At 71.2% G+C, this 17,388-nt stretch carries 17 protein-coding genes; 8 read left to right on the forward strand and 9 right to left on the reverse strand.

Translation table 11 applies throughout. The features are described 5' to 3' along the window. Positions 1-10: 10 nt before the first annotated feature. Both GH740_RS03880 and GH740_RS03885 read left to right on the forward strand, forming a co-directional pair. Positions 11-523, forward strand: coding sequence for a hypothetical protein (locus GH740_RS03880; protein WP_367640560.1), 513 nt, complete (start codon positions 11-13; stop codon positions 521-523). 126 nt (positions 524-649) lie between these two features. Then, positions 650-1,699: an NAD(P)-dependent alcohol dehydrogenase gene (locus GH740_RS03885; RefSeq protein WP_153744703.1), complete on the forward strand. Its 1,050-nt coding sequence runs from the start codon at positions 650-652 to the stop codon at positions 1,697-1,699. A gap of 137 nt (positions 1,700-1,836) precedes the next feature. Here GH740_RS03885 and GH740_RS03890 read toward each other — a convergent pair whose 3' ends face one another. From GH740_RS03890 to GH740_RS03920, 7 genes are all read right to left on the reverse strand, one after another. Then, positions 1,837-2,751 (reverse strand): LysR family transcriptional regulator, encoded by a 915-nt coding sequence (locus tag GH740_RS03890; protein ID WP_153744704.1) that lies wholly within the window; start codon positions 2,749-2,751, stop codon positions 1,837-1,839. Positions 2,752-2,777: 26 nt separating this feature from the next. Continuing rightward, positions 2,778-3,575, reverse strand: coding sequence for an ABC transporter ATP-binding protein (locus GH740_RS03895; RefSeq protein WP_153744705.1), 798 nt, complete (start codon positions 3,573-3,575; stop codon positions 2,778-2,780). A 10-nt stretch (positions 3,576-3,585) separates the two neighbouring features. Further along, positions 3,586-4,365 (reverse strand): ABC transporter permease, encoded by a 780-nt coding sequence (locus GH740_RS03900; RefSeq protein WP_153744706.1) that lies wholly within the window; start codon positions 4,363-4,365, stop codon positions 3,586-3,588. Next, positions 4,362-5,183: an ABC transporter permease gene (locus GH740_RS14020; protein ID WP_216644893.1), complete on the reverse strand. Its 822-nt coding sequence runs from the start codon at positions 5,181-5,183 to the stop codon at positions 4,362-4,364. The genes GH740_RS03900 and GH740_RS14020 overlap by 4 nt, the downstream gene beginning before the upstream one ends. A 13-nt stretch (positions 5,184-5,196) precedes the next feature. Next, positions 5,197-6,180 carry an ABC transporter substrate-binding protein gene (locus GH740_RS03910; protein WP_153744707.1) on the reverse strand — a complete coding sequence of 328 codons (984 nt, stop codon included), beginning with the start codon at positions 6,178-6,180 and terminating at the stop codon, positions 5,197-5,199. Positions 6,181-6,265: 85 nt separating this feature from the next. Beyond that, positions 6,266-7,915, reverse strand: a complete 1,650-nt coding sequence (locus GH740_RS03915) for a thiamine pyrophosphate-binding protein (protein WP_153744708.1) — start codon at positions 7,913-7,915, stop codon at positions 6,266-6,268. A 362-nt stretch (positions 7,916-8,277) separates the two neighbouring features. Beyond that, a complete protein-coding gene (locus GH740_RS03920; protein WP_153744709.1) occupies positions 8,278-8,964 on the reverse strand; it encodes a YceI family protein in 687 nt (228 codons plus the stop codon). 78 nt (positions 8,965-9,042) lie between these two features. On the opposite strand from GH740_RS03920, the gene GH740_RS03925 reads away from it, so the two are divergent. Continuing rightward, positions 9,043-9,429: a nitroreductase family deazaflavin-dependent oxidoreductase gene (locus GH740_RS03925; RefSeq protein ID WP_153744710.1), complete on the forward strand. Its 387-nt coding sequence runs from the start codon at positions 9,043-9,045 to the stop codon at positions 9,427-9,429. A gap of 161 nt (positions 9,430-9,590) precedes the next feature. Then, the gene (locus GH740_RS03930) at positions 9,591-10,619 is read left to right on the forward strand and encodes a pirin family protein (RefSeq protein ID WP_153744711.1); all 1,029 of its coding nucleotides are present in this window, start codon (positions 9,591-9,593) and stop codon (positions 10,617-10,619) included. Between the two features lie 47 nt (positions 10,620-10,666). Here GH740_RS03930 and GH740_RS03935 read toward each other — a convergent pair whose 3' ends face one another. Both GH740_RS03935 and GH740_RS03940 read right to left on the reverse strand, forming a co-directional pair. Beyond that, positions 10,667-11,920 (reverse strand): FAD-dependent oxidoreductase, encoded by a 1,254-nt coding sequence (locus GH740_RS03935; RefSeq protein ID WP_253941167.1) that lies wholly within the window; start codon positions 11,918-11,920, stop codon positions 10,667-10,669. 47 nt (positions 11,921-11,967) lie between these two features. Beyond that, positions 11,968-12,360 (reverse strand): phage holin family protein, encoded by a 393-nt coding sequence (locus GH740_RS03940; RefSeq protein ID WP_153744712.1) that lies wholly within the window; start codon positions 12,358-12,360, stop codon positions 11,968-11,970. 88 nt (positions 12,361-12,448) lie between these two features. On the opposite strand from GH740_RS03940, the gene GH740_RS03945 reads away from it, so the two are divergent. The 4 genes from GH740_RS03945 (at position 12,449) to GH740_RS03960 (ending at position 17,283) form a co-directional block, all read left to right on the forward strand. Continuing rightward, positions 12,449-13,555 carry a histidinol-phosphate transaminase gene (locus tag GH740_RS03945; RefSeq protein ID WP_367640566.1) on the forward strand — a complete coding sequence of 369 codons (1,107 nt, stop codon included), beginning with the start codon at positions 12,449-12,451 and terminating at the stop codon, positions 13,553-13,555. A 76-nt stretch (positions 13,556-13,631) separates the two neighbouring features. Next, the gene (locus GH740_RS03950; protein ID WP_153744982.1) at positions 13,632-14,738 is read left to right on the forward strand and encodes a thiamine pyrophosphate-dependent dehydrogenase E1 component subunit alpha; all 1,107 of its coding nucleotides are present in this window, start codon (positions 13,632-13,634) and stop codon (positions 14,736-14,738) included. 62 nt (positions 14,739-14,800) lie between these two features. Then, a complete protein-coding gene (locus tag GH740_RS03955; protein ID WP_253941249.1) occupies positions 14,801-15,766 on the forward strand; it encodes an alpha-ketoacid dehydrogenase subunit beta in 966 nt (321 codons plus the stop codon). Positions 15,767-15,945: 179 nt separating this feature from the next. Continuing rightward, positions 15,946-17,283, forward strand: coding sequence for a dihydrolipoamide acetyltransferase family protein (locus GH740_RS03960; protein WP_153744714.1), 1,338 nt, complete (start codon positions 15,946-15,948; stop codon positions 17,281-17,283). The last annotated feature ends 105 nt before the right edge of the window (positions 17,284-17,388 follow it).

Genomic DNA, 17,388 nt, shown 5'->3' on the forward strand with positions numbered 1-17,388 from the left:
CCGCGGCCCGGTGACCCGGCCGGGCCGCGGCATCCTGATCCAGGCGTATCGTGCACAGGAGACCCCGCACCTGAGGAAAGGGGAGGTCACCATGGGCACAGGCTCCCGGATACGGCTGCGCGACATCCCGACCCGGCTCGCCACCGGCGCCTACATCCTGCACTCGGGAATCACGAAACTGAAGGCGGGACCCGAGCAGGCCGCGGGCCTGCACGGCGCCGCGGCCGGCGCGTTCCCGGCGCTCAAGCGCATCGCGCCCGAGCGGTTCGTGCGCTCGCTCGCGATCGCGGAGATCGCGGTCGGCTCGCTGCTGCTCGTGCCGTTCATCCCCACCGCGATCGCCGGTGCCGCGCTCACGGCGTTCTCGTCGGGCCTGGTTGGGATGTACCTGCGCACCCCGATGTTGCGCAAGCCCGGAAGCGTCTGGCCGAGCCAGGCCGGAACCGCGATCAGCAAGGACTCGTGGATGCTGGCGATCGGCCTGGGGATGCTGCTGGGCGCCGCAGACGACGACCGGCGCTGACGGCGCGCACGTCGTCACGCGGCCCCCTATCCCTCGGCGCGCCGACTGGGTAGCGTTGCGGCATCGACCGGCCTGCGCCCGTCGTGGACGGACGCCGGTGAGGTCATCCCGCGACAGGAGGGCATCATGCGTGCAGTGGTTTTCGAGCAGTGGAAGACACCGCCCACCCTGAAGGACGTCGAGAGACCCGCACCCGGACCGGGGGAGGTGCTGCTGAAGATCGCCGGTGCCGGCGCGTGTCACTCGGACATCGCGGTGTTCCATGACTATGACGAGAGCATGGGGATGCGGCAGCTGAACCCGAGCTACGTGCTCGGCCACGAGAACTCCGGGTGGATCGAACAGATCGGTGAGGGCGTCACCGGACTGGAGGTCGGCGACGCGTTCCTCGTGTACGGCCCGATCGGGTGCGGGCACTGCCCGGCGTGCTCCCGGGGCCAGGACACGTACTGCCAAAACGTCGCCGATATGCCGTACCTGGCCACCGGTCTCGGCCGCGACGGCGGGATGGCCGAGTACATGACCGTGCCGGCGCGCAACCTCGTGCCGCTCGGCGACGCCGACCCGTACGCGGCCGCACCGCTGGCCGACGCCGGGCTCACGCCGTATCACGCGATCAAGCTGTCGCTGCCGAAGCTGGCGGGCGGCGGCAAGTCGGCGCTCGTGATCGGCCTGGGGGGCCTCGGCCTGGTCGCCGTGCAGATCCTGCGCGCGATCACCGGCGCCACGGTGATCGCCACCGACATGAAGCCCGAGGCGATGGCCCGCGCCGAGGAGTTCGGCGCAGTGACCGTGCCCGGCGGCGACGGGCAGGCCGAGCGGATCCGCGAGCTGACCGGCGGCGACGGGGTCACCGCCGTCTTCGACTTCGTCGGCGTCGCTCCCACGATCGCGCTGGCCGCGGCATCCGTCGCCCGCCAGGGCCGGGTCACGATTGTCGGGATCGCCGGCGGCGTGTTCGAGTGGAGCTTCTACAAGGTGCCGTACGAGGTCGACTTCACGAGTACCTACTGGGGCACGATCGAGGAGCTGCACGAGGTCGCCGCGCTCTACCGGGCCGGCCAGATCGCGCCGGACGTCGAATACTTCGCGATGGATGACGCGCTCGAGGCGTATCAGAAGCTGCAGGACGGGCAGATCGCCGGACGCGCGGTCGTCACACCGAACGGGCGGTGACGGTCGCGGCGCGGTCTTGACCGGGACGCTGATCCGCGCGGGGGATGTCGCTCGCGCTGCACTTTTCAGCGTTCGCGTCATCGATTGTCTGGCGCGAATGCGGATTCGTGTAGCGCGAGCGAGAACGCCGGCGGCCCTTACGCCCGATGCGCCCGCTCCGGCGGGAAGCCGGACTCGGCCTCGGTCGCCGCCAGCACGAGATCCCGGAACCACAGCAGCGAGCTCGCCTCCTGGTGCGCGGAGCGCATGTACAGCCGCACCTCCACTGGGTCGAACGGGAACGGCAGGTCGCGCAGCACGAGCGGCCACTCGCGCGCCCACCACACCGCGAGGCTGTACGGCATCGTCGCGATCAGGTTCGTGGCGCACAGCATCGGCGGCAGCGCCGCGAAGTGGTTCATCACGGCCACCGGCTCGCGGGAGCCGCCCAGCCCCTCCACCGCCCGCTCGATGTTGGAGTGCCCCGACTCGCCGGTCACCACGGCGTGCGCGGCCGCCCGGTAGGTGTCGAGGTCGAGCTCGCGGGATGCCAGAGGGTTCGACTCCGCCATCACGACGACGTACCGCTCGCGCTTGAGCGTCCAGGTCTGGAACCCGCCGGGCACTATCGCCGAGTTGATCGCGACATCCACCACCCCGCGCGCGAGTGTGTCGGCCATCCCGACGGGGTCGAGCTGGATGACGTCCACGCTCAGCCCGGGTCCTGCCGCGCGCACCCGCTCCACGATCCCGGCCAGCCAGTGCATCTCGCCGAGCTCCGACAGCGCGATCCGGAACCGCCGCGTCGAGGTCAGCGGATCGAACGCCTGCGCCGACACCGCGTTCTCGATGCGTCCGAGCGCGTCGCGGATCACCGGGAACAGCTCCAGCGCGTACGGGGTCGGCAGCATCTCGCGGCCGGACCGGTAGAACAGCTCGTCCGCGACATCCCGCCGGAGCCTGGCCATCGCCTGGCTCACCGCCGACTGTGTCACGTGCAGCGCCGATGCCGCTCCGGTCAGGCTGCGCGCCTCGTACACGGCCATGAACGTGCGCAGCAGATTGAGGTCCATGACCCCATATTGACGGTCCTTCACGATCACGACGTGGGAACCGCACCCGTCCGTGCCATCAGCTGGCTCGACGCCTTGATGTTCTTGTAGATGTGCGCGCGCATCTCGCCGAACTCCGGCAGCTGCTTGGTCAGCAGCTGGTCGCGCGGCTTAGGCAGCGCCACCTCGACGTCCTCATCGATGAACGTGGGCCGCGGCCCCATCACGAGCACCCGGTCGGCGAGGTAGATCGACTCGTCGATGTCGTGCGTGACGAACACGATCGTGACGTCGAACTCGTCGCGCACGGTCATCACCAGATCCTCCAGATCCGCGCGGGTCTGGGCATCCAGCGCCCCGAACGGCTCGTCCATCAGGAGGATCTTCGGCTGATACGCCAGGCCCCGGGCGATCGCCACCCGCTGCTGCATCCCGCCGGACAGCTGCCACGGATACCGGTCGGTGAACCCGCTCAGGCCCACCGATGCCAGCGCGTGCGCGACCCGCTCACGCTTCTCGGCGCGGGCCAGCTTGATCCGCCGCAGCGGGAACGCGACGTTGTCGGACACCGACATCCACGGGTACAGCGAGTTCGCGTAGTCCTGGAACACCAGCGCTATCTGCTCGGGGGGACCGGACACGGCCCGCCCGTCGACCTCGACCGTGCCGGATGTCGGCGCCAGCAGCCCCGCCATCAGCTTGAGCACCGTGGTCTTGCCGCAGCCGGACGGGCCGACGATAGTGACGATCTCGCCCCCGCCGATCGTGAACGACAGGTCCTTGACGGCGAGCGTGCCGTCGGCGGCGTCGCCGTAGCGCTTGCTCACGCCGGTCAGTGTCAGCATGACGTTCCTTTCACCGCGCCGCAGCGCGGGCCCCGCGGTGCCAGGCCAGCACGCGGCGCTCGATCAGTGTGAACACGAGATTCAGCAGGTAGCCGAGCAGCCCCAGCAGCAGGATGCCCGACCACATGTCGGCCAGCGCGAACGTGCGCTGCGCCTGCAGCACGAAGTAGCCGAGGCCGTCGGTCGAGGCCACCATCTCGCTGATGACCATCAGGATGATCGCCAAGGGCAGCGCCGTGCGCATGCCCGCGAAGATCTGCGGCGATGCCGCGCGCAGCTGCACGTGCAGCAGGTCGTCGGATGTCGGGATGTGGTACACCCGCGCCGTCTCCGACATCGTCGGCTCGATGCCCGAGACGCCGTCCATCGTGTTCAGCAGGATCGGCCAGATGCACACGAACGCGATCAGCGCCACCTTCGCGGACGAGTCCACGCCGATCGCCACGATCGTGAACGGCAGCAGCGCGGGCGGCGGGATCGCGCGCAGGAACTCGATGATCGGCGACGCCTGCCGGCGCAGCCACGCCACCCGCCCCAGGAGCACACCCAGCGCCACGCCCAGTCCGGCCGCGATCAGGTATCCGCTGAGCAGCCGCACGAGCGACGGCACGAGATCCAGCGGGATCCGCGCGAACAGCCAGTTCTTCTGGAACGCGATCAGCACGTCCTGCAGCGGCGGGAAGTAGAAGCCGCCACCGGTGTTCGTGAACACCAGCACGCCCAGCACGACGAGCACCGGCAGCAGCACTTCGGCGGCGATGTACAGGCCGTTGCGCTTCGCGCGGTTCATGACTGCGCCTTCCGGTGCGAGGGATGCCATCTCAGGACGCGCTTCTCGAGCCACGCGAACAGCGCGTTCAGCAGCAGGCCGAGGATGCCGGACAGGACGACGAACGCGTACATCACGTCCACCGCGCTGCCTTCCCGGGCGAGGTTGATCTGCTCGCCGATGCCGCCGGCGTTGATCACTATCTCGCCGGTGAGCACGAGGATCAGCGCGACCGTGGAGGCGATCCGGATGCCGGTGGCCAGGTAGGGCACGGCGCTGGGCAGCACGACCCGCAGTGCGATGTCGCGGCGGCGGATCTGGAACGAGCGGGCCGTGTCCAGCTGCGTGGGCAGGACGTTGCGCACCCCGTAGATCGTCTGGATCAGCAGCGGCCAGATCGCCGCGAACGTGGCCAGGAAGATCTTGCCGTCGCCGAGGTTGCGCCCGAACAGCAGGAACACCAGCGGGATCAGCGCGACCGACGGCACCGGCCGCAGGAACTCCACGATCGGCCGGGTCGCGCGGTAGGCGAGCTCGCTGGAGCCCAGCAGCAGACCGAACGGCACCGCGATCAGGATCGCCAGTCCCAGGCCGATCGCCCAGCCGCGCAGCGTGTCCAGGATCGCCCACCATGCCACCGGGCTGCCGAGCTCGCCGATCAGCGTCGTGAACACGACCGACGGCGGGGGCAGGAAGCGGCTGGGCAGGATCTCGAGCCGGGTCAGCAGCTCGGCCAGCGCCAGCACGACGACGACGCCGCCGAGCGAGCCGATCCCTCTACCTGCGCGTCGCAGCAGGGGGACCGGCCCGCCGGCCGCGGGGCGGGTGATCACCGTCACGATGTCCTCGAGGTCAGGGCTTGTAGATCAGGTCGGCGACCTTCAGGTCCTTCTCCAGCGTGCCGTACTTCTTCGTGTAGCCGACGAGCTGCTGCATCAGGTCCTGGTTCAGCTCGGGGTTGAACACGGGAAGCCGGATGGCGTTCGCCATCTCCGCCTTCACGGACGTGTACGTCGGGATGATCTTGCGCACCGCGTCCGGGTTGTCACGCGCGTACTCCACGGACTTGATGATCGCGCGGGTGAACGCGGCCACCGTGGCAGGATCGCGGTCGATCACCTGCTGCGAGGTCTCCCAGGCGCCGTTGGGGAAGTTCTCGCCCATCACGACATACGGGGTGTCCACGACACGGCCGCCGGCGTTCAGCACCGCCGTCACGAACGGCTCGGGCACGAGCGCGGCATCCACCCGTCCCTGCTCGAGTGCGACCGGCATCTCCGGGAACGGGATCTCGGTGAGCTTGATCTTCGACTGGTCGATGCCCTGCTTCTCCAGCGACGCGCGCACCTGCACCTCGGCGACGCCCTTGAGCGCGTTCACGGCAATCGTCGCGGTGGCGAGGTCCGCGGGCGTGTGCACAGGGCTGTTCTTGCCGGCCACGACGATCTGCCAGTCCTTGTCGGCCGTGTTCGCGCCGGTGTCGTTGCCGGCGAGGAACTTCAGTGGCAGGCCCTGGGACTGCGCGGTGAACACCGGCACGTAGCCGGCGGCGATGAAGTCGAACGAGCCGCCCAGCACGCCGGTGATCATCTCGCTGCCGGACTGCACGTTCTGGATCGTGACATCCAGCCCCTCGTCCTTGAAGAAGCCCTGCTGCTGGCCGAGCTGCACCGATGCGAGGTTCGCGGTGGGAAGCGACGCGACCGTGATCGCGACGGGCTTGCCGTCCTTGTGCTCGGTCGGGGTGCTCGGGGCGGATGAGCACGCCGTGACGACGAGGGCGGATGCCGCGAGCCCCGCCGCGGCGAGGATCAGGCGGGTACGGACTGAGGACATCGTTGTCTCCTTCGGGGGGTGGAGGGTTCGGTACTCCGGGGGTGGGGTCGGTTCTCGGGGGTGGGGTGGTTCTTGGGGTGGGGGGTCAGTTCTCGTCCATCGAGTGGCCGAGCAGCCACGACGGGAAGGCCGCGGTCTTGGCGTCGATGACGAAGGGGCGGGTGCGGGGGCCGTCCAGCCAGTCCTGCAGCGGCGCGATGTCGGCCTCGGACCGCACCGTGATCGCCTCGCAGCCGTAGCCGCGGGCAAGGGCGGCGATGTCCGTCTCCGGGAACGAGACGATCTCGAGCTGGTCGGTGACGTGCTTGAAGTGCTGCACCTCGGCGCCGTACGCGTTGTCGTTGTAGACCAGCACGAGCAGGCCCAACTGGAGCCGCACGGCGGTGTCCAGTTCGACGTGGCTCATCATGAAACCGCCGTCGCCGATCCCGGCGACCGGGATGCGGTCGGGGTGCGCGAGGCCCGCGCCGATGGCGCTGGCAAGGCCGAGCCCGATCGACTGGAATGCGAGCGGGACGCTGTAGCCGTGCACGTCGGGGACCTGCAGGTACGCGCCGGGGTACCCGTTGAAGTTGCCGCCGTCGGGCACGACGATGCGGCGCAGCGGCACCATCGCGTCCACGGCGTTCGTGAACGTGCGCGGGTCGATGTGCGTGTCGTCGCCGCGGTCTTCGAACGGCTGCTCCCGCCACAGCAGCGTGTCGATGAGCTTCGTCTCGACCTCGTCGGTGCGGTATCCGCGCTGCTGGACGCCGGCGGCGTCGAGCCGGTCGGCGACGGCCTCGGCCACCGCGGCGGTGTCGCCGAGGATGCCCAGGTCGATGCGGGTGTGACTGCCGAGGGCGTCGGCGGTGTCGTCGATCTGGACGATCGTCTTGTCCTTCAGGAGCGTGCCGTTGCGGCTCGTCCAGCGGTTGAGGCTCGCGCCGAACGCGACCAGCAGGTCGGCGCCGGCGATCAGCTCGGCGCCGCCGTCGGTGGCGAACCCGCCCATCACGTCGATGTGCCACGGGTCGTCGTGGAAAAGGCCGCGCGCGGCGGCGGAGGTCGTGAGCAGGGCGCCGACGGATGCCGCGATCCGCCGGATCTGCGCCTTGGCGTGCCATCCGCCGCGCCCGGCGACGAGGACCGGCCGCTCGGCGCGCGCCAGGAGGTCCGCGAGTTGCTCGATCGAGGCGCCGCCGGCGCCGGCGCCGGTAACGGCGGGCACGGCGGGCACGGCATCCTCGTCCCAGTCCACGAGCGCGGTCTGCAGGTCGATGGGCACCGAGAGCACGACGGTGCGGCGGTCCTTCACCGCGTGCACGTAGGCCCTGTACGTGTCGGCGACGGCGGTCTCGGGGCGGTGCACGCGCATAGCGGCGGCGCCGAGCGCGGCGACAGCATCGTCCTGGTCGATGTAGAAGTTCGAGGTCTTCGCGAACCCGGGGGTGTCGCCGGTGAGGACGATGATCGGGGTGCGCGCCTTGGCGGCCTCGGTGATGCCGGTCATCGCGTTGGTCAGGCCGCAGCCCTGGTGCAGGCTCACCACCGCGACCTCGCCGGTGGTGCGGGAGTAGGCGTCGGCCATGCAGGTCGCGCCCATCTCGTGCCGGGCGGCCACGAACGGCATCCCGCCGCTGAGCAGGGCGTTCGTCATGTGGAAGTTGCCGCTGCCGACGACTCCGAACACGCGGCTCACCCCGAGGCGGGCGAGCGTGAGCCCCACTGCTTCGGCGACCGTGACCTGACCCATGCTGATGCCTCCCGCGTCGTTGCGTGTGCCTCCGAGCCTGGCAACGCCTGGCGCATAAGTCGACTGAAAGTTGCTTTGCCTCTCCATCAGCTGGGCTAATGGATGTCGCGTTTCGGCTCTTTCGCTCGCGCTGCAGTTTTCCGCGTGCGCGTCACGGATTTACAGGCGCGGATGCCGAATCGTGCCGCGCGAACGCCAAGCCCGCGCGAAACTGTGGCGCGGATGCCGGTTTGTGGCGCGGATGCTGAATGGTGGCGCGGATGCTAAATGGGCGAGGGCCCGCGCGGCCGCGCCCTGTGTGGATGTCAGGCGTCCGCCGAGCACGAGACCTCGCACACCGCTGCATGCGGTGGCGGCATCCCTCACCGCACGAGCGTGAGCGAGAACTCGATGGCGCCGGCGTCGTCCACGCGGACGAAGCCGAGGCTCGGGGCGTGGATGCCGTAATCCGCGAGCGTGATCGGGATGCTGCCCGCCACCTGCGCGCGCTCGCCGTCGAACACGGCATCCAGCGTCACCGTCACGCTGCGGGTGGTGCCGGCGAGCGTGAGGTCGCCGGTCGCCGCCACCGTGTGCTTCGCGCCCAGGCGTGGCGCGGGTGCCGCCGCCACCGGCTCGGTCAGCGTGAACGTCGCCGTCGGGTACCGGAACGTCTGCATCGTCGTGCTGCGGAAGTACGAGTCGCGGCTGCCCTGATCGGTCGTGATTGAAGCGACGTCGACGGTGAACGATGCCGCCGTCAGCGTATCGCCGTCGACCGTCAGCATCCCGTTCACCGTGTCGGTGCGGCCGACGACCGTCGCCTCGGCGCCATTGAGCACCTCGTGGATGCGATATCCGGCGTATGACCCGTCGGCGACCCGCCACGCGCCCTGCACGGCGGCCGGGTCGACGGCGGGACCGGATGTCGCGGCGACCGTGAGCGTCGGCACTGGCGCCGCGTGACCCACGATGACGTCGCGGTAGAACGCCGGGCCGGCCAGGGCGGCGACCGCTCCGGCCACTACGACGCCGGCGACGATCACGACGGTGAGGGTGCGCTTGCTCATCCCTTCCACCGTAGGCGGTGCCGACCGAGGGGCGGCGCGGGGCTGCCGAAGCCGTCCGCGCCGGTGCATGCTGGAGCCATGAGTGAGAGCGGCCGCCGCGCTGCGGCGCAGCGCGCATTCGACCCCGTCGCCCGAATCCTGGCCGGGCGGCGCTGGTTTCCGCTGTGGGCGGTCATCCACCATCGCGGGCGCCGCAGCGCCACCGCGTACGCGACACCGATCGCCGTCATTCCGACCGTCGACAGGGATGTCGTGCTCATCGGACTGCCATGGGGAGTGACCACGAACTGGGCCCGCAACGTCGTCGCCGCCGGAGGCGCGAGCCTGACGTGGAAGGGCCGCGACCGGCAGATGACCGCGCCGCGCATCGTCGGCGGGGGCGAGGCCGCGACGCTCGCGAGGCGGGCGTTCCGGCCGGTGGTGCGCCGGATGCCGGGTGCGATAGTGCTGCACCTGGAGGCGTAGTTCGCCCGCGCGCCGGGTGTCGGATTCCGTCGGCGCCACGCCGCCACGGCTGCGTGGCGCCCGGCGTGTCGGGCCCGATCTCCGACGCTGGGCACGCGGCGGGCGAGGGACGCCGGGCCGCCGCGGTGGCGGGATGCGGCATCCCGCACGAGGATGGAGGCATGAGCAACACGGAGGTCGACCCGCAGGAGGTCGTGTGCCGCGATGGCGGGCTGCCCGGGCCACGATCGGAACGCGCTGAGGGCGCGCCCGTCGAGATCATCGAGGCCCGCGAGGTGCCGCTCGGCGGCCCGCGCGCGATGACCGTGCGGCGCACCCTGCCGCAGCGCCAGCGCTCCATGATCGGCGCGTGGTGCTTCGCCGACCACTACGGCCCCGACGATGTGTCGGCGACGGGTGGGATGGATGTCGCCCCCCACCCGCACACCGGCTTGCAGACCGTGAGCTGGCTGTTCGAGGGCGCCATCGACCACATTGACTCGGGCGGGAACACCGGCCGGGTGCTCCCCGGCCAGCTGAACCTGATGACGGCTGGGCACGGCATCTGCCACAGCGAGGTGTCCACCGCCGAGACGACGATGCTGCACGGCGTCCAGCTGTGGCTGGCCCTGCCGGACGCCGTCCGCGACGCCCTGCCGCGCCGCTTCCAGCACTACGAGCCGGCGCCGGTCGCGTTCGACGGCGGCTCGGCGCTCGTGTTCCTGGGCGACCTGCTGGGCGCGGTATCCCCGGTCGACGTGCACTCGCCGCTGGTCGCCGCCGAGATCCGCCTCGACGCGGCCGCGACCTTCGAGCTCGCCGTCGACCCGGGGTATGAGCACGGCGTGCTCGTGGATGCCGGGGATGTCACGCTGGAAGGGGTGCCGGTGCCGCGCGCGGCGATCGGGTACACCGGGATCGGCAGCGACCGGCTGCGGATCCGCAACGAGGGCACCACTCCGGCGCGAATCGTGCTGATCGGGGGCGCGCCGTTCGGCGAGGACATCGTGATGTGGTGGAACTTCGTCGGCCGCGACTCGGACGAGATCGCCCGCTACCGCCGGGAGTGGCAGGACGAGGGCGAGCGGTTCGGCCGCGTCGACGGGTATGTGGGCCACGACCCCCACGGGCTCACCCGACTGCCGGCCCCGGCGCTGCCCGGTGTGCGGCTGCGCCCGCGGCAGAACCGCCCGCCGCACGTGCAGGGGTAGCCCGGCGCGGCAGCGGACCGGCGACTCCTCAGGCCGGGGCCGACTCGTCAGGCCGCGGCATCCCCAGCCGGCTGCCGGGCGAACCGCAGCGCGGCCATCGCGGCGCGGCGGCCGGCGCGGGTCGCGCCCAGGGTCGAGGCGGAGGCGCCGTATCCCGCGAGGAAGAGCCCCGGCATCCGCGGAACGGTGACGCCGTCATCCCCCATCAGGATGCCGCCGGTGCGCTCGCGGACACCGAGGCCGCGCAGGTGCGGCACGTGCGGACGGAACCCGGTCGCCCACAGCACCGTGTCGATCGGGGTCTCCCAGAGCGCGTCTCCGCCCGTCCCGGTGCCCGGCGCGTCGCCGTCCCGGGTTTCCTCGGCGACCCGGATGCGCCGGGCGCCGGGGCGACCGGGCAGGGTGGCCGGCTGCCCGGCGAGCCGGTCCGCCGGACCCTGGCTCGGGTAGCCGGTCCCGTCCGGTCCCGGCCCGTCGAGCACGGCGCCGTGCGCGGTGAAGTGCACGAGCGGGCCGCGGCTCACGAGCAGTCCCGACGCGATGTCGGGGGCGTACAGGTCGTGCAGCGGGATGCCGGTCGCCGCCGACACCGACAGCGGTGGCAGCCCCTGTCGCGTGCGCGCCGACACCGAGCGCTCGACATCCAGCCCCCACTGCGCGTCGAACCTCCGCGCGGTCCACTGGGGTGTACGCCGGGTCGTCCACACCGGATCGGCGCCGTGTGCGGCCAGCTGCTGGATGAACTGGAGCGCCGAGGTGCCCCCGCCCACCACCAGCACCCGTTCGCCGCGGAACTCCTGCGCCGACCGGAAGTCGCGGGTGTGCAGCCGGCGCCCGAGGAACCGGTCGATGCCCGGGTAGTGCGGGATGTACGGGCTGTCCCACGTCCCGGTCGCGCTGATCACGGATGCCGCGGCCACCCGTCCCCGATCGGTCACCACCGCGAACCCGTCGACGTCGTGTGTGACCGCGGTCACCCGAACCGGGCGCAGCACCGGCAGCGCGAACCGATGCTCGTAGGCGCCGTAGTAGCGGGGGACGATCCGGTTCGCGGGCTCCGCCGGGTCGGGGTCGTCCAGCGGCGCGGCCGGCAGCGGGTGGATGCCGTGCGCTCCCCCGAAGGTCAGCGAATCCCAACGGTGGCGCCAGGCGCCGCCCGGCCCGTCGTTCGCGTCGAGGACGACGAAGTCCTCCCACGGGACGAGGCCGCGGGCGGAAAGGTAGTAGGCCGCCGACAGTCCGGCCTGTCCTGCGCCGATCACGACGACCCGCAGCATCCGTCCGTCGAACACGTCGTCCATGCCGACGACAGCGTCCGCGGACTACTTTTTATTCCACTGAATACATTTCAGCGCCGCCGCTTGGGGCGCAGGATGATGCCCAGGAACCAGTTGATCAGCGTGATGATCAGCGCCGCGACCACGCCCCACCAGAACGACTCGATCCGCAGCCCCCAGTCCCACCAGTGCGTGAGCCACGCGGTGATCCACAGCAGCAGACCGTTCACGACGAGCGAGATGAGCCCGAGCGTGATGATGTACAGGGGGAAGGCGACGATCCGGATGATCGTGCCGATGATGGTGTTCACGATCGCGAAGATCGCGGCGACGGCCAGCAGCGTGAGGATCAGCTGCAGCGTCTCGCGGGGGGCGAACGGGATGACGGTCACGGTGAGGGCCGGGATCAGCGTCACGACCCAGATCGCGAAGGCATTGATCACGACGCGGATGAGGAATCGCATCCGGTCAGTCTGGCACGGCGCACGTTGCCGCGGCTACGGCTGTGCGCGGAGCGGCGGGCAGGGGCGGGTGCCCTCGTAGACTCGGGGGGTGACCGAAGACGTTCCCGTCCGCATCCGCCCCGAGATAGCCGCGCTGCCCCCGTACCGGCAGGGCAAGCAGGCCGGCGCCGATGCGTTCAAGCTCTCCAGCAACGAGAACCCGTACGAACCGCTGCCCGCGGTGGTCGAATCGCTGCGCCGCACCGTCGGGGTCAACAGGTATCCGGATGCCACGGCCGCCCGCCTGCGGCAGCGGCTCGGCGAGCGGTTCGGCGTGCAGCCGGACGAGGTGCACATCGGCGCCGGCAGCGTCTCGATCCTCTCGCAGCTGATGCTGGCGGCCGCGGGGCCCGGCGACGAGGTCGTCTATGCCTGGCGCTCGTTCGAGGCCTACCCGGGGCTTGTCCTGATCGCCGGCGCGACCCCCGTCGAGGTGCCGCTGACCGCCGACGCGCGCCACGACCTGGACGCCATGGCGGCGGCCGTCACCGAGCGCACCCGCGCCGTCATCGTGTGCAGCCCGAACAACCCGACCGGCCCGATCGTCACGCAGGCCGAGTTCGACACGTTCCTCGCGAAGATCCCGCGCGACCTGCTCGTTGTGCTCGACGAGGCGTACGCCGAGTTCGTCACCGACCCGGGTGCCGTCGACGGCCTGGTCAAGCTCGGCCGCGACGACCACCCGAACGTCGTCGTGCTGCGCACGTTCTCCAAGGCGTACGGCCTGGCCGGGCTGCGCGTCGGCTACGCGATCGGGCACCGGCGGATCCTGGACGCCGCCCGGGCCACCGCTGTGCCGCTGTCGGTCACCGCGCAGTCCGAGGAGGCGGCGCTGGCGAGCTTGGATGCCGAGGCCGAACTCCTCGCCCGCGTGCGCACCATCGGCGAGCGCCGGGACCGGCTCGCCGCGGCCCTGCGCGCGCAGGGGTGGGACATCCCGGTCGCGCAGGGGAACTTCGTGTGGCTGCGCACCGGAGCGCAGACGATGGATGTCGCGGCGCGCTTCGAGGAGGGCGGCTGCATCGTGCGACCGTTCGCCGGGGACGGCATCCGGATCTCTGTCGGCGAAGAGGAGTCTGTAGACCGCGTACTACGAATAGCGCAGACCGTTGTGGGCGGTCTTGCAGAGGGTCGCGCGGGAGGCCGGTTAGCGTAGAACGGTGCTCTCCACCGACGACGCCACGGCTGCCGACTCCACGGACGCCGATCCGACCGGCCCGGCCGAGCCCGGACTGGTCCGGATCCTGACCGCGGACGGGACGTTCGCGCCCACGGCCGCCGCCGAACCGTATCTCGACCTCGTCGGCCGGCTCGCCGACGCCGATCTCGAGCAGTTCTACCGCGACATGGTCGTGGTGCGGGCGTTCGACACCCAGGCCACGAACCTGCAGCGGCAGGGGCAGCTCGCCCTCTGGCCGCCCAGCCGCGGGCAGGAGGCGGCGCAGGTCGGCTCCGCCCGCGCCGCGCGCGCCCAGGACCACGTCTTCCCGTCGTATCGCGAGCACGTCGTGTGCACGATCCGCGGCGTGGATCCGCTGGACATCATCCGGCTGATGCGCGGCATGACGCACGGCGGGTGGGATCCGTACGACCCCGCCCGCGGCAACACGCACCTCTACACGCTCGTGCTCGGATCGCAGACCCTGCACGCCACCGGCTTCGGGATGGGCCTCGTCTTCGACGGGCGCACCGGGACGGGGGATGTCGACAGCGACGAGGCCGTCATCGTCTACTACGGCGACGGCGCGTCCAGCCAGGGCGACGTGCACGAGGCGATGGTGTTCGCAGCCAGCTACCAGGTGCCGCAGGTGTTCTTCCTGCAGAACAACCAGTGGGCGATCTCGGTGCCCGTCGCGACGCAGGCGCGGGTGCCGCTCGTGCACCGCGGTGCCGGGTACGGCATCCCGTCCATCCGCGTGGACGGCAACGACGTGCTCGCCAGCTACGCGGTGACCCGGCGGGCACTGGACGAGGCGCGCAGCGGCGCCGGCCCCCGCGCGATCGAGGCGGTCACGTACCGGATGGGCGCCCACACCACGAGCGACGATCCGACGAAGTACCGCACCGGCGACGAAGAGGCATCCTGGGCGCAGCGCGACCCGATCGCCCGGATGCGCGCGTACCTGCGCGGGCGCGGCGCGTCCGACGCCTTCTTCGACGAGGTGGATGCCGAGGCCGCGGCGGGCGCGGCATCCATCCGCGAGCGCACCACGGCCCTCGGCGCGGTGCCCACCTCCACGATGTTCGACCACGTCTACTCCGAGCCGCACCCGCTGGTCGAGCGGCAGCAGCAATGGCTCGCCGACTACGAGGCATCCTTCCAGGAGGGCACCCGATGAGCGGGACATCCACCGCCACGTCCGTCGGCGAGCCCACCGACCAGGCGCCGGGGGCCGTGACGATGCCGTTCGCGAAGGCGCTGAACGAGGGCCTGCGCCGTGCGATGACCGACAGCGACCGCGTGCTGCTGATGGGCGAGGACATCGGGCGGCTCGGCGGCGTGTTCCGGGTCACCGAGGGGCTCCAGGCCGCGTTCGGCGAGCGTCGGGTGCTGGACACGCCGCTGGCCGAGTCCGGGATCGTCGGCACCGCGATCGGGCTGGCGATGGCGGGATTCCGTCCCGTCGTGGAGATCCAGTTCGACGGCTTCGTGTTCCCCGCGTTCGACCAGATCACGACGCAGCTGGCCAAGCTCACGAACCGGCACGGCGGTGCGGTGCGGATGCCGGTCGTCATCCGGATCCCGTACGGCGGGCACATCGGCGCCGTCGAGCACCACCAGGAGAGCCCGGAGACGTACTTCGCGCACACGCCCGGGCTGCGGGTCGTCTCGCCGTCGACGCCGCACGACGCGTACTGGATGATCCAGGAGGCCATCGCCAGTGACGACCCGGTGATCTTCCTCGAGCCGAAGGCGAAGTACTGGCAGAAGGGCGAGGTCGACACCGCCGCGCCGGCGCTGCCGCTGCACGCGTCGCGCATCGTGCGCCGCGGCACGGATGTCACCCTCGTCGGCCACGGCGCGATGGTGACGACGCTGCTGCAGGCCGCCGCGCTCGCCGAGGGCGAGGGCACGTCGTGCGAAGTCGTCGACCTGCGCTCGCTGTCGCCGGTCGACTACGGGCCGCTGCTGGACTCGATCCGCCGCACCGGCCGGATGGTGTACGCGCAGGAGGCGCCGGGCTTCGTCTCGGTGGGCAGTGAGGTCGCCGCCACCGTGATGACGGAGGCGTTCTACGCGCTGGAGGCGCCCGTGCTGCGGGTGTCGGGCTTCGACACGCCGTTCCCACCCGCCAAGCTGGAGGGCGTGTACCTGCCCGATCCGGACCGCATCCTCGAGGCCGTCGACCGCGTCCTCGCCTACTGACCCCGCACGATGACCACCCCCACCCCCCACCGCCCGCCCCACCGCCCGTCCGACCGCTCGCCCGACCGCTCGTCCGACCGCGAGAGAGCATCTGGCGGACGAGGGTGCGGGAAATTACCACCCTCTCGTCCGTCAGATGCACTCTCGCCGTGATAGCGCGGGGTGATGAAGGGAACGACATGAGCCCCCAGACCTTCCTGCTGCCGGATGTCGGCGAAGGACTCACCGAGGCCGAGATCGTCACATGGCGCGTCGCGCCCGGCGACGACGTCGCCGTCAACGACGTGCTCGTAGAGATCGAGACCGCCAAGTCGCTCGTCGAACTGCCCTCGCCGTTCGCCGGCACGGTCGGCGAGATCCTCGTGAGCGAGGGGACGACGGTGGATGTCGGGACGCCGATCATCACGATCGCGACGGGCGCGGCATCCGGACCGGATGTCACGGTCGGGCAGAGCGAGCACGGCGAACCCGAGTCCGAGCCGGCGTCCGAGGGCTCCGTCCTGGTGGGCTACGGCACCGGCGGACCCGTCGCGTCGCGGCGCCGCAAACCCGCGGAGCGGCCGGTTGCGGCATCCATCGGCGTCGTCGCGAAGCCCCCGATCCGCAAGCTCGCCCGCGACCTCGGCGTCGACCTCGCCGACGTCACGCCCAGCGGGACCGCCGGCGAGGTCACCCGTGACGACGTGCTGCGGCACGCGTCGCAGGCCAGCGTCTTCCGCAACATCGCCACGCCGGAGTGGCCGACCGTGCGCGAGGAGCGCATCCCGGTGGACGCCGCGCCCGGCGCCGCCGCATCCGACTCCGCCGACGACGCGCACCGGGTCGAGACGATCCCCGTCAAGGGCGTGCGCAAAGCGACGGCCACCGCGATGGTGGGCTCGGCGTACAGCGCCCCGCACGTGTCGGTGTGGACGGATGTCGACGCCACCCGCACGATGGAGCTCGTCAAGCGGCTCAAGGCGTCGCCGGACTTCGCCGACATCAAGGTGTCGCCGCTGCTGATCATGGCGCGCGCCGTGATCTGGGCCGTGCGCCGCACGCCGATGGTCAACGCCGCGTGGGTCGACGGAGAGGCCGGGGCGGAGATCCGCGTGCGCCACTACGTCAACCTCGGGATCGCCGCGGCCACCCCCCGCGGGCTGCTCGTGCCCAACATCAAGGACGCTCAGAACATGTCTATGCGCGAGCTGGCCCGCGCGCTCGAGAAGCTCACCCTGACCGCGCGCGACGGCAAGGCGACGCCCGCCGATCAGCAGGGCGGGACGATCACCATCACGAACATCGGTGTGTTCGGGATGGACGCCGGCACCCCGATCATCAACCCCGGCGAGGCCGGCATCGTCGCGATGGGCACGATCCGGCAGAAGCCGTGGGTCGTCGACGGCGAGGTGCGCCCGCGGTACGTGACCACCGTGGCGGGATCGTTCGACCACCGCGTCGTCGACGGCGACGGGATGAGCCGGTTCATCGCCGACGTCGCCTCGATCCTCGAAGAGCCCGCGCTCCTCCTCGACTGACGGCCCGCCGGCGCGGCTCGGCCGTCTCGCCCGTCGAGCCGCCGACCCTTCGAGCCGCCGGCCCTTCGGACCGCGAGAGTGCATCTGACGGACGAGAGGGTGGCT

Origin of the sequence: Microbacterium sp. SYP-A9085 (assembly GCF_009649635.1) — a bacterium.
In the GTDB taxonomy this organism is placed as follows: domain Bacteria; phylum Actinomycetota; class Actinomycetes; order Actinomycetales; family Microbacteriaceae; genus Microbacterium.

Bases quoted from the DNA above. Each gene is read 5' to 3' on its own strand.
- GH740_RS03900 (WP_153744706.1), bottom strand. From the start codon at position 4,365: ATGAACCGCGCGAAGCGCAACGGCCTGTACATCGCCGCCGAAGTGCTG.
- GH740_RS03910 (WP_153744707.1), bottom strand. From the start codon at position 6,180: ATGTCCTCAGTCCGTACCCGCCTGATCCTCGCCGCGGCGGGGCTCGCG.
- GH740_RS03920 (WP_153744709.1), bottom strand. From the start codon at position 8,964: ATGAGCAAGCGCACCCTCACCGTCGTGATCGTCGCCGGCGTCGTAGTG.
- GH740_RS03885 (WP_153744703.1), top strand. From the start codon at position 650: ATGCGTGCAGTGGTTTTCGAGCAGTGGAAGACACCGCCCACCCTGAAG.
- GH740_RS03960 (WP_153744714.1), top strand. From the start codon at position 15,946: ATGAGCCCCCAGACCTTCCTGCTGCCGGATGTCGGCGAAGGACTCACC.
- GH740_RS03925 (WP_153744710.1), top strand. From the start codon at position 9,043: ATGAGTGAGAGCGGCCGCCGCGCTGCGGCGCAGCGCGCATTCGACCCC.
- GH740_RS03940 (WP_153744712.1), bottom strand. From the start codon at position 12,360: ATGCGATTCCTCATCCGCGTCGTGATCAATGCCTTCGCGATCTGGGTC.
- GH740_RS03915 (WP_153744708.1), bottom strand. From the start codon at position 7,915: ATGGGTCAGGTCACGGTCGCCGAAGCAGTGGGGCTCACGCTCGCCCGC.
- GH740_RS03895 (WP_153744705.1), bottom strand. From the start codon at position 3,575: ATGCTGACACTGACCGGCGTGAGCAAGCGCTACGGCGACGCCGCCGAC.
- GH740_RS03930 (WP_153744711.1), top strand. From the start codon at position 9,591: ATGAGCAACACGGAGGTCGACCCGCAGGAGGTCGTGTGCCGCGATGGC.
- GH740_RS03955 (WP_253941249.1), top strand. From the start codon at position 14,801: ATGCCGTTCGCGAAGGCGCTGAACGAGGGCCTGCGCCGTGCGATGACC.
- GH740_RS03890 (WP_153744704.1), bottom strand. From the start codon at position 2,751: ATGGACCTCAATCTGCTGCGCACGTTCATGGCCGTGTACGAGGCGCGC.
- GH740_RS03935 (WP_253941167.1), bottom strand. From the start codon at position 11,920: ATGGACGACGTGTTCGACGGACGGATGCTGCGGGTCGTCGTGATCGGC.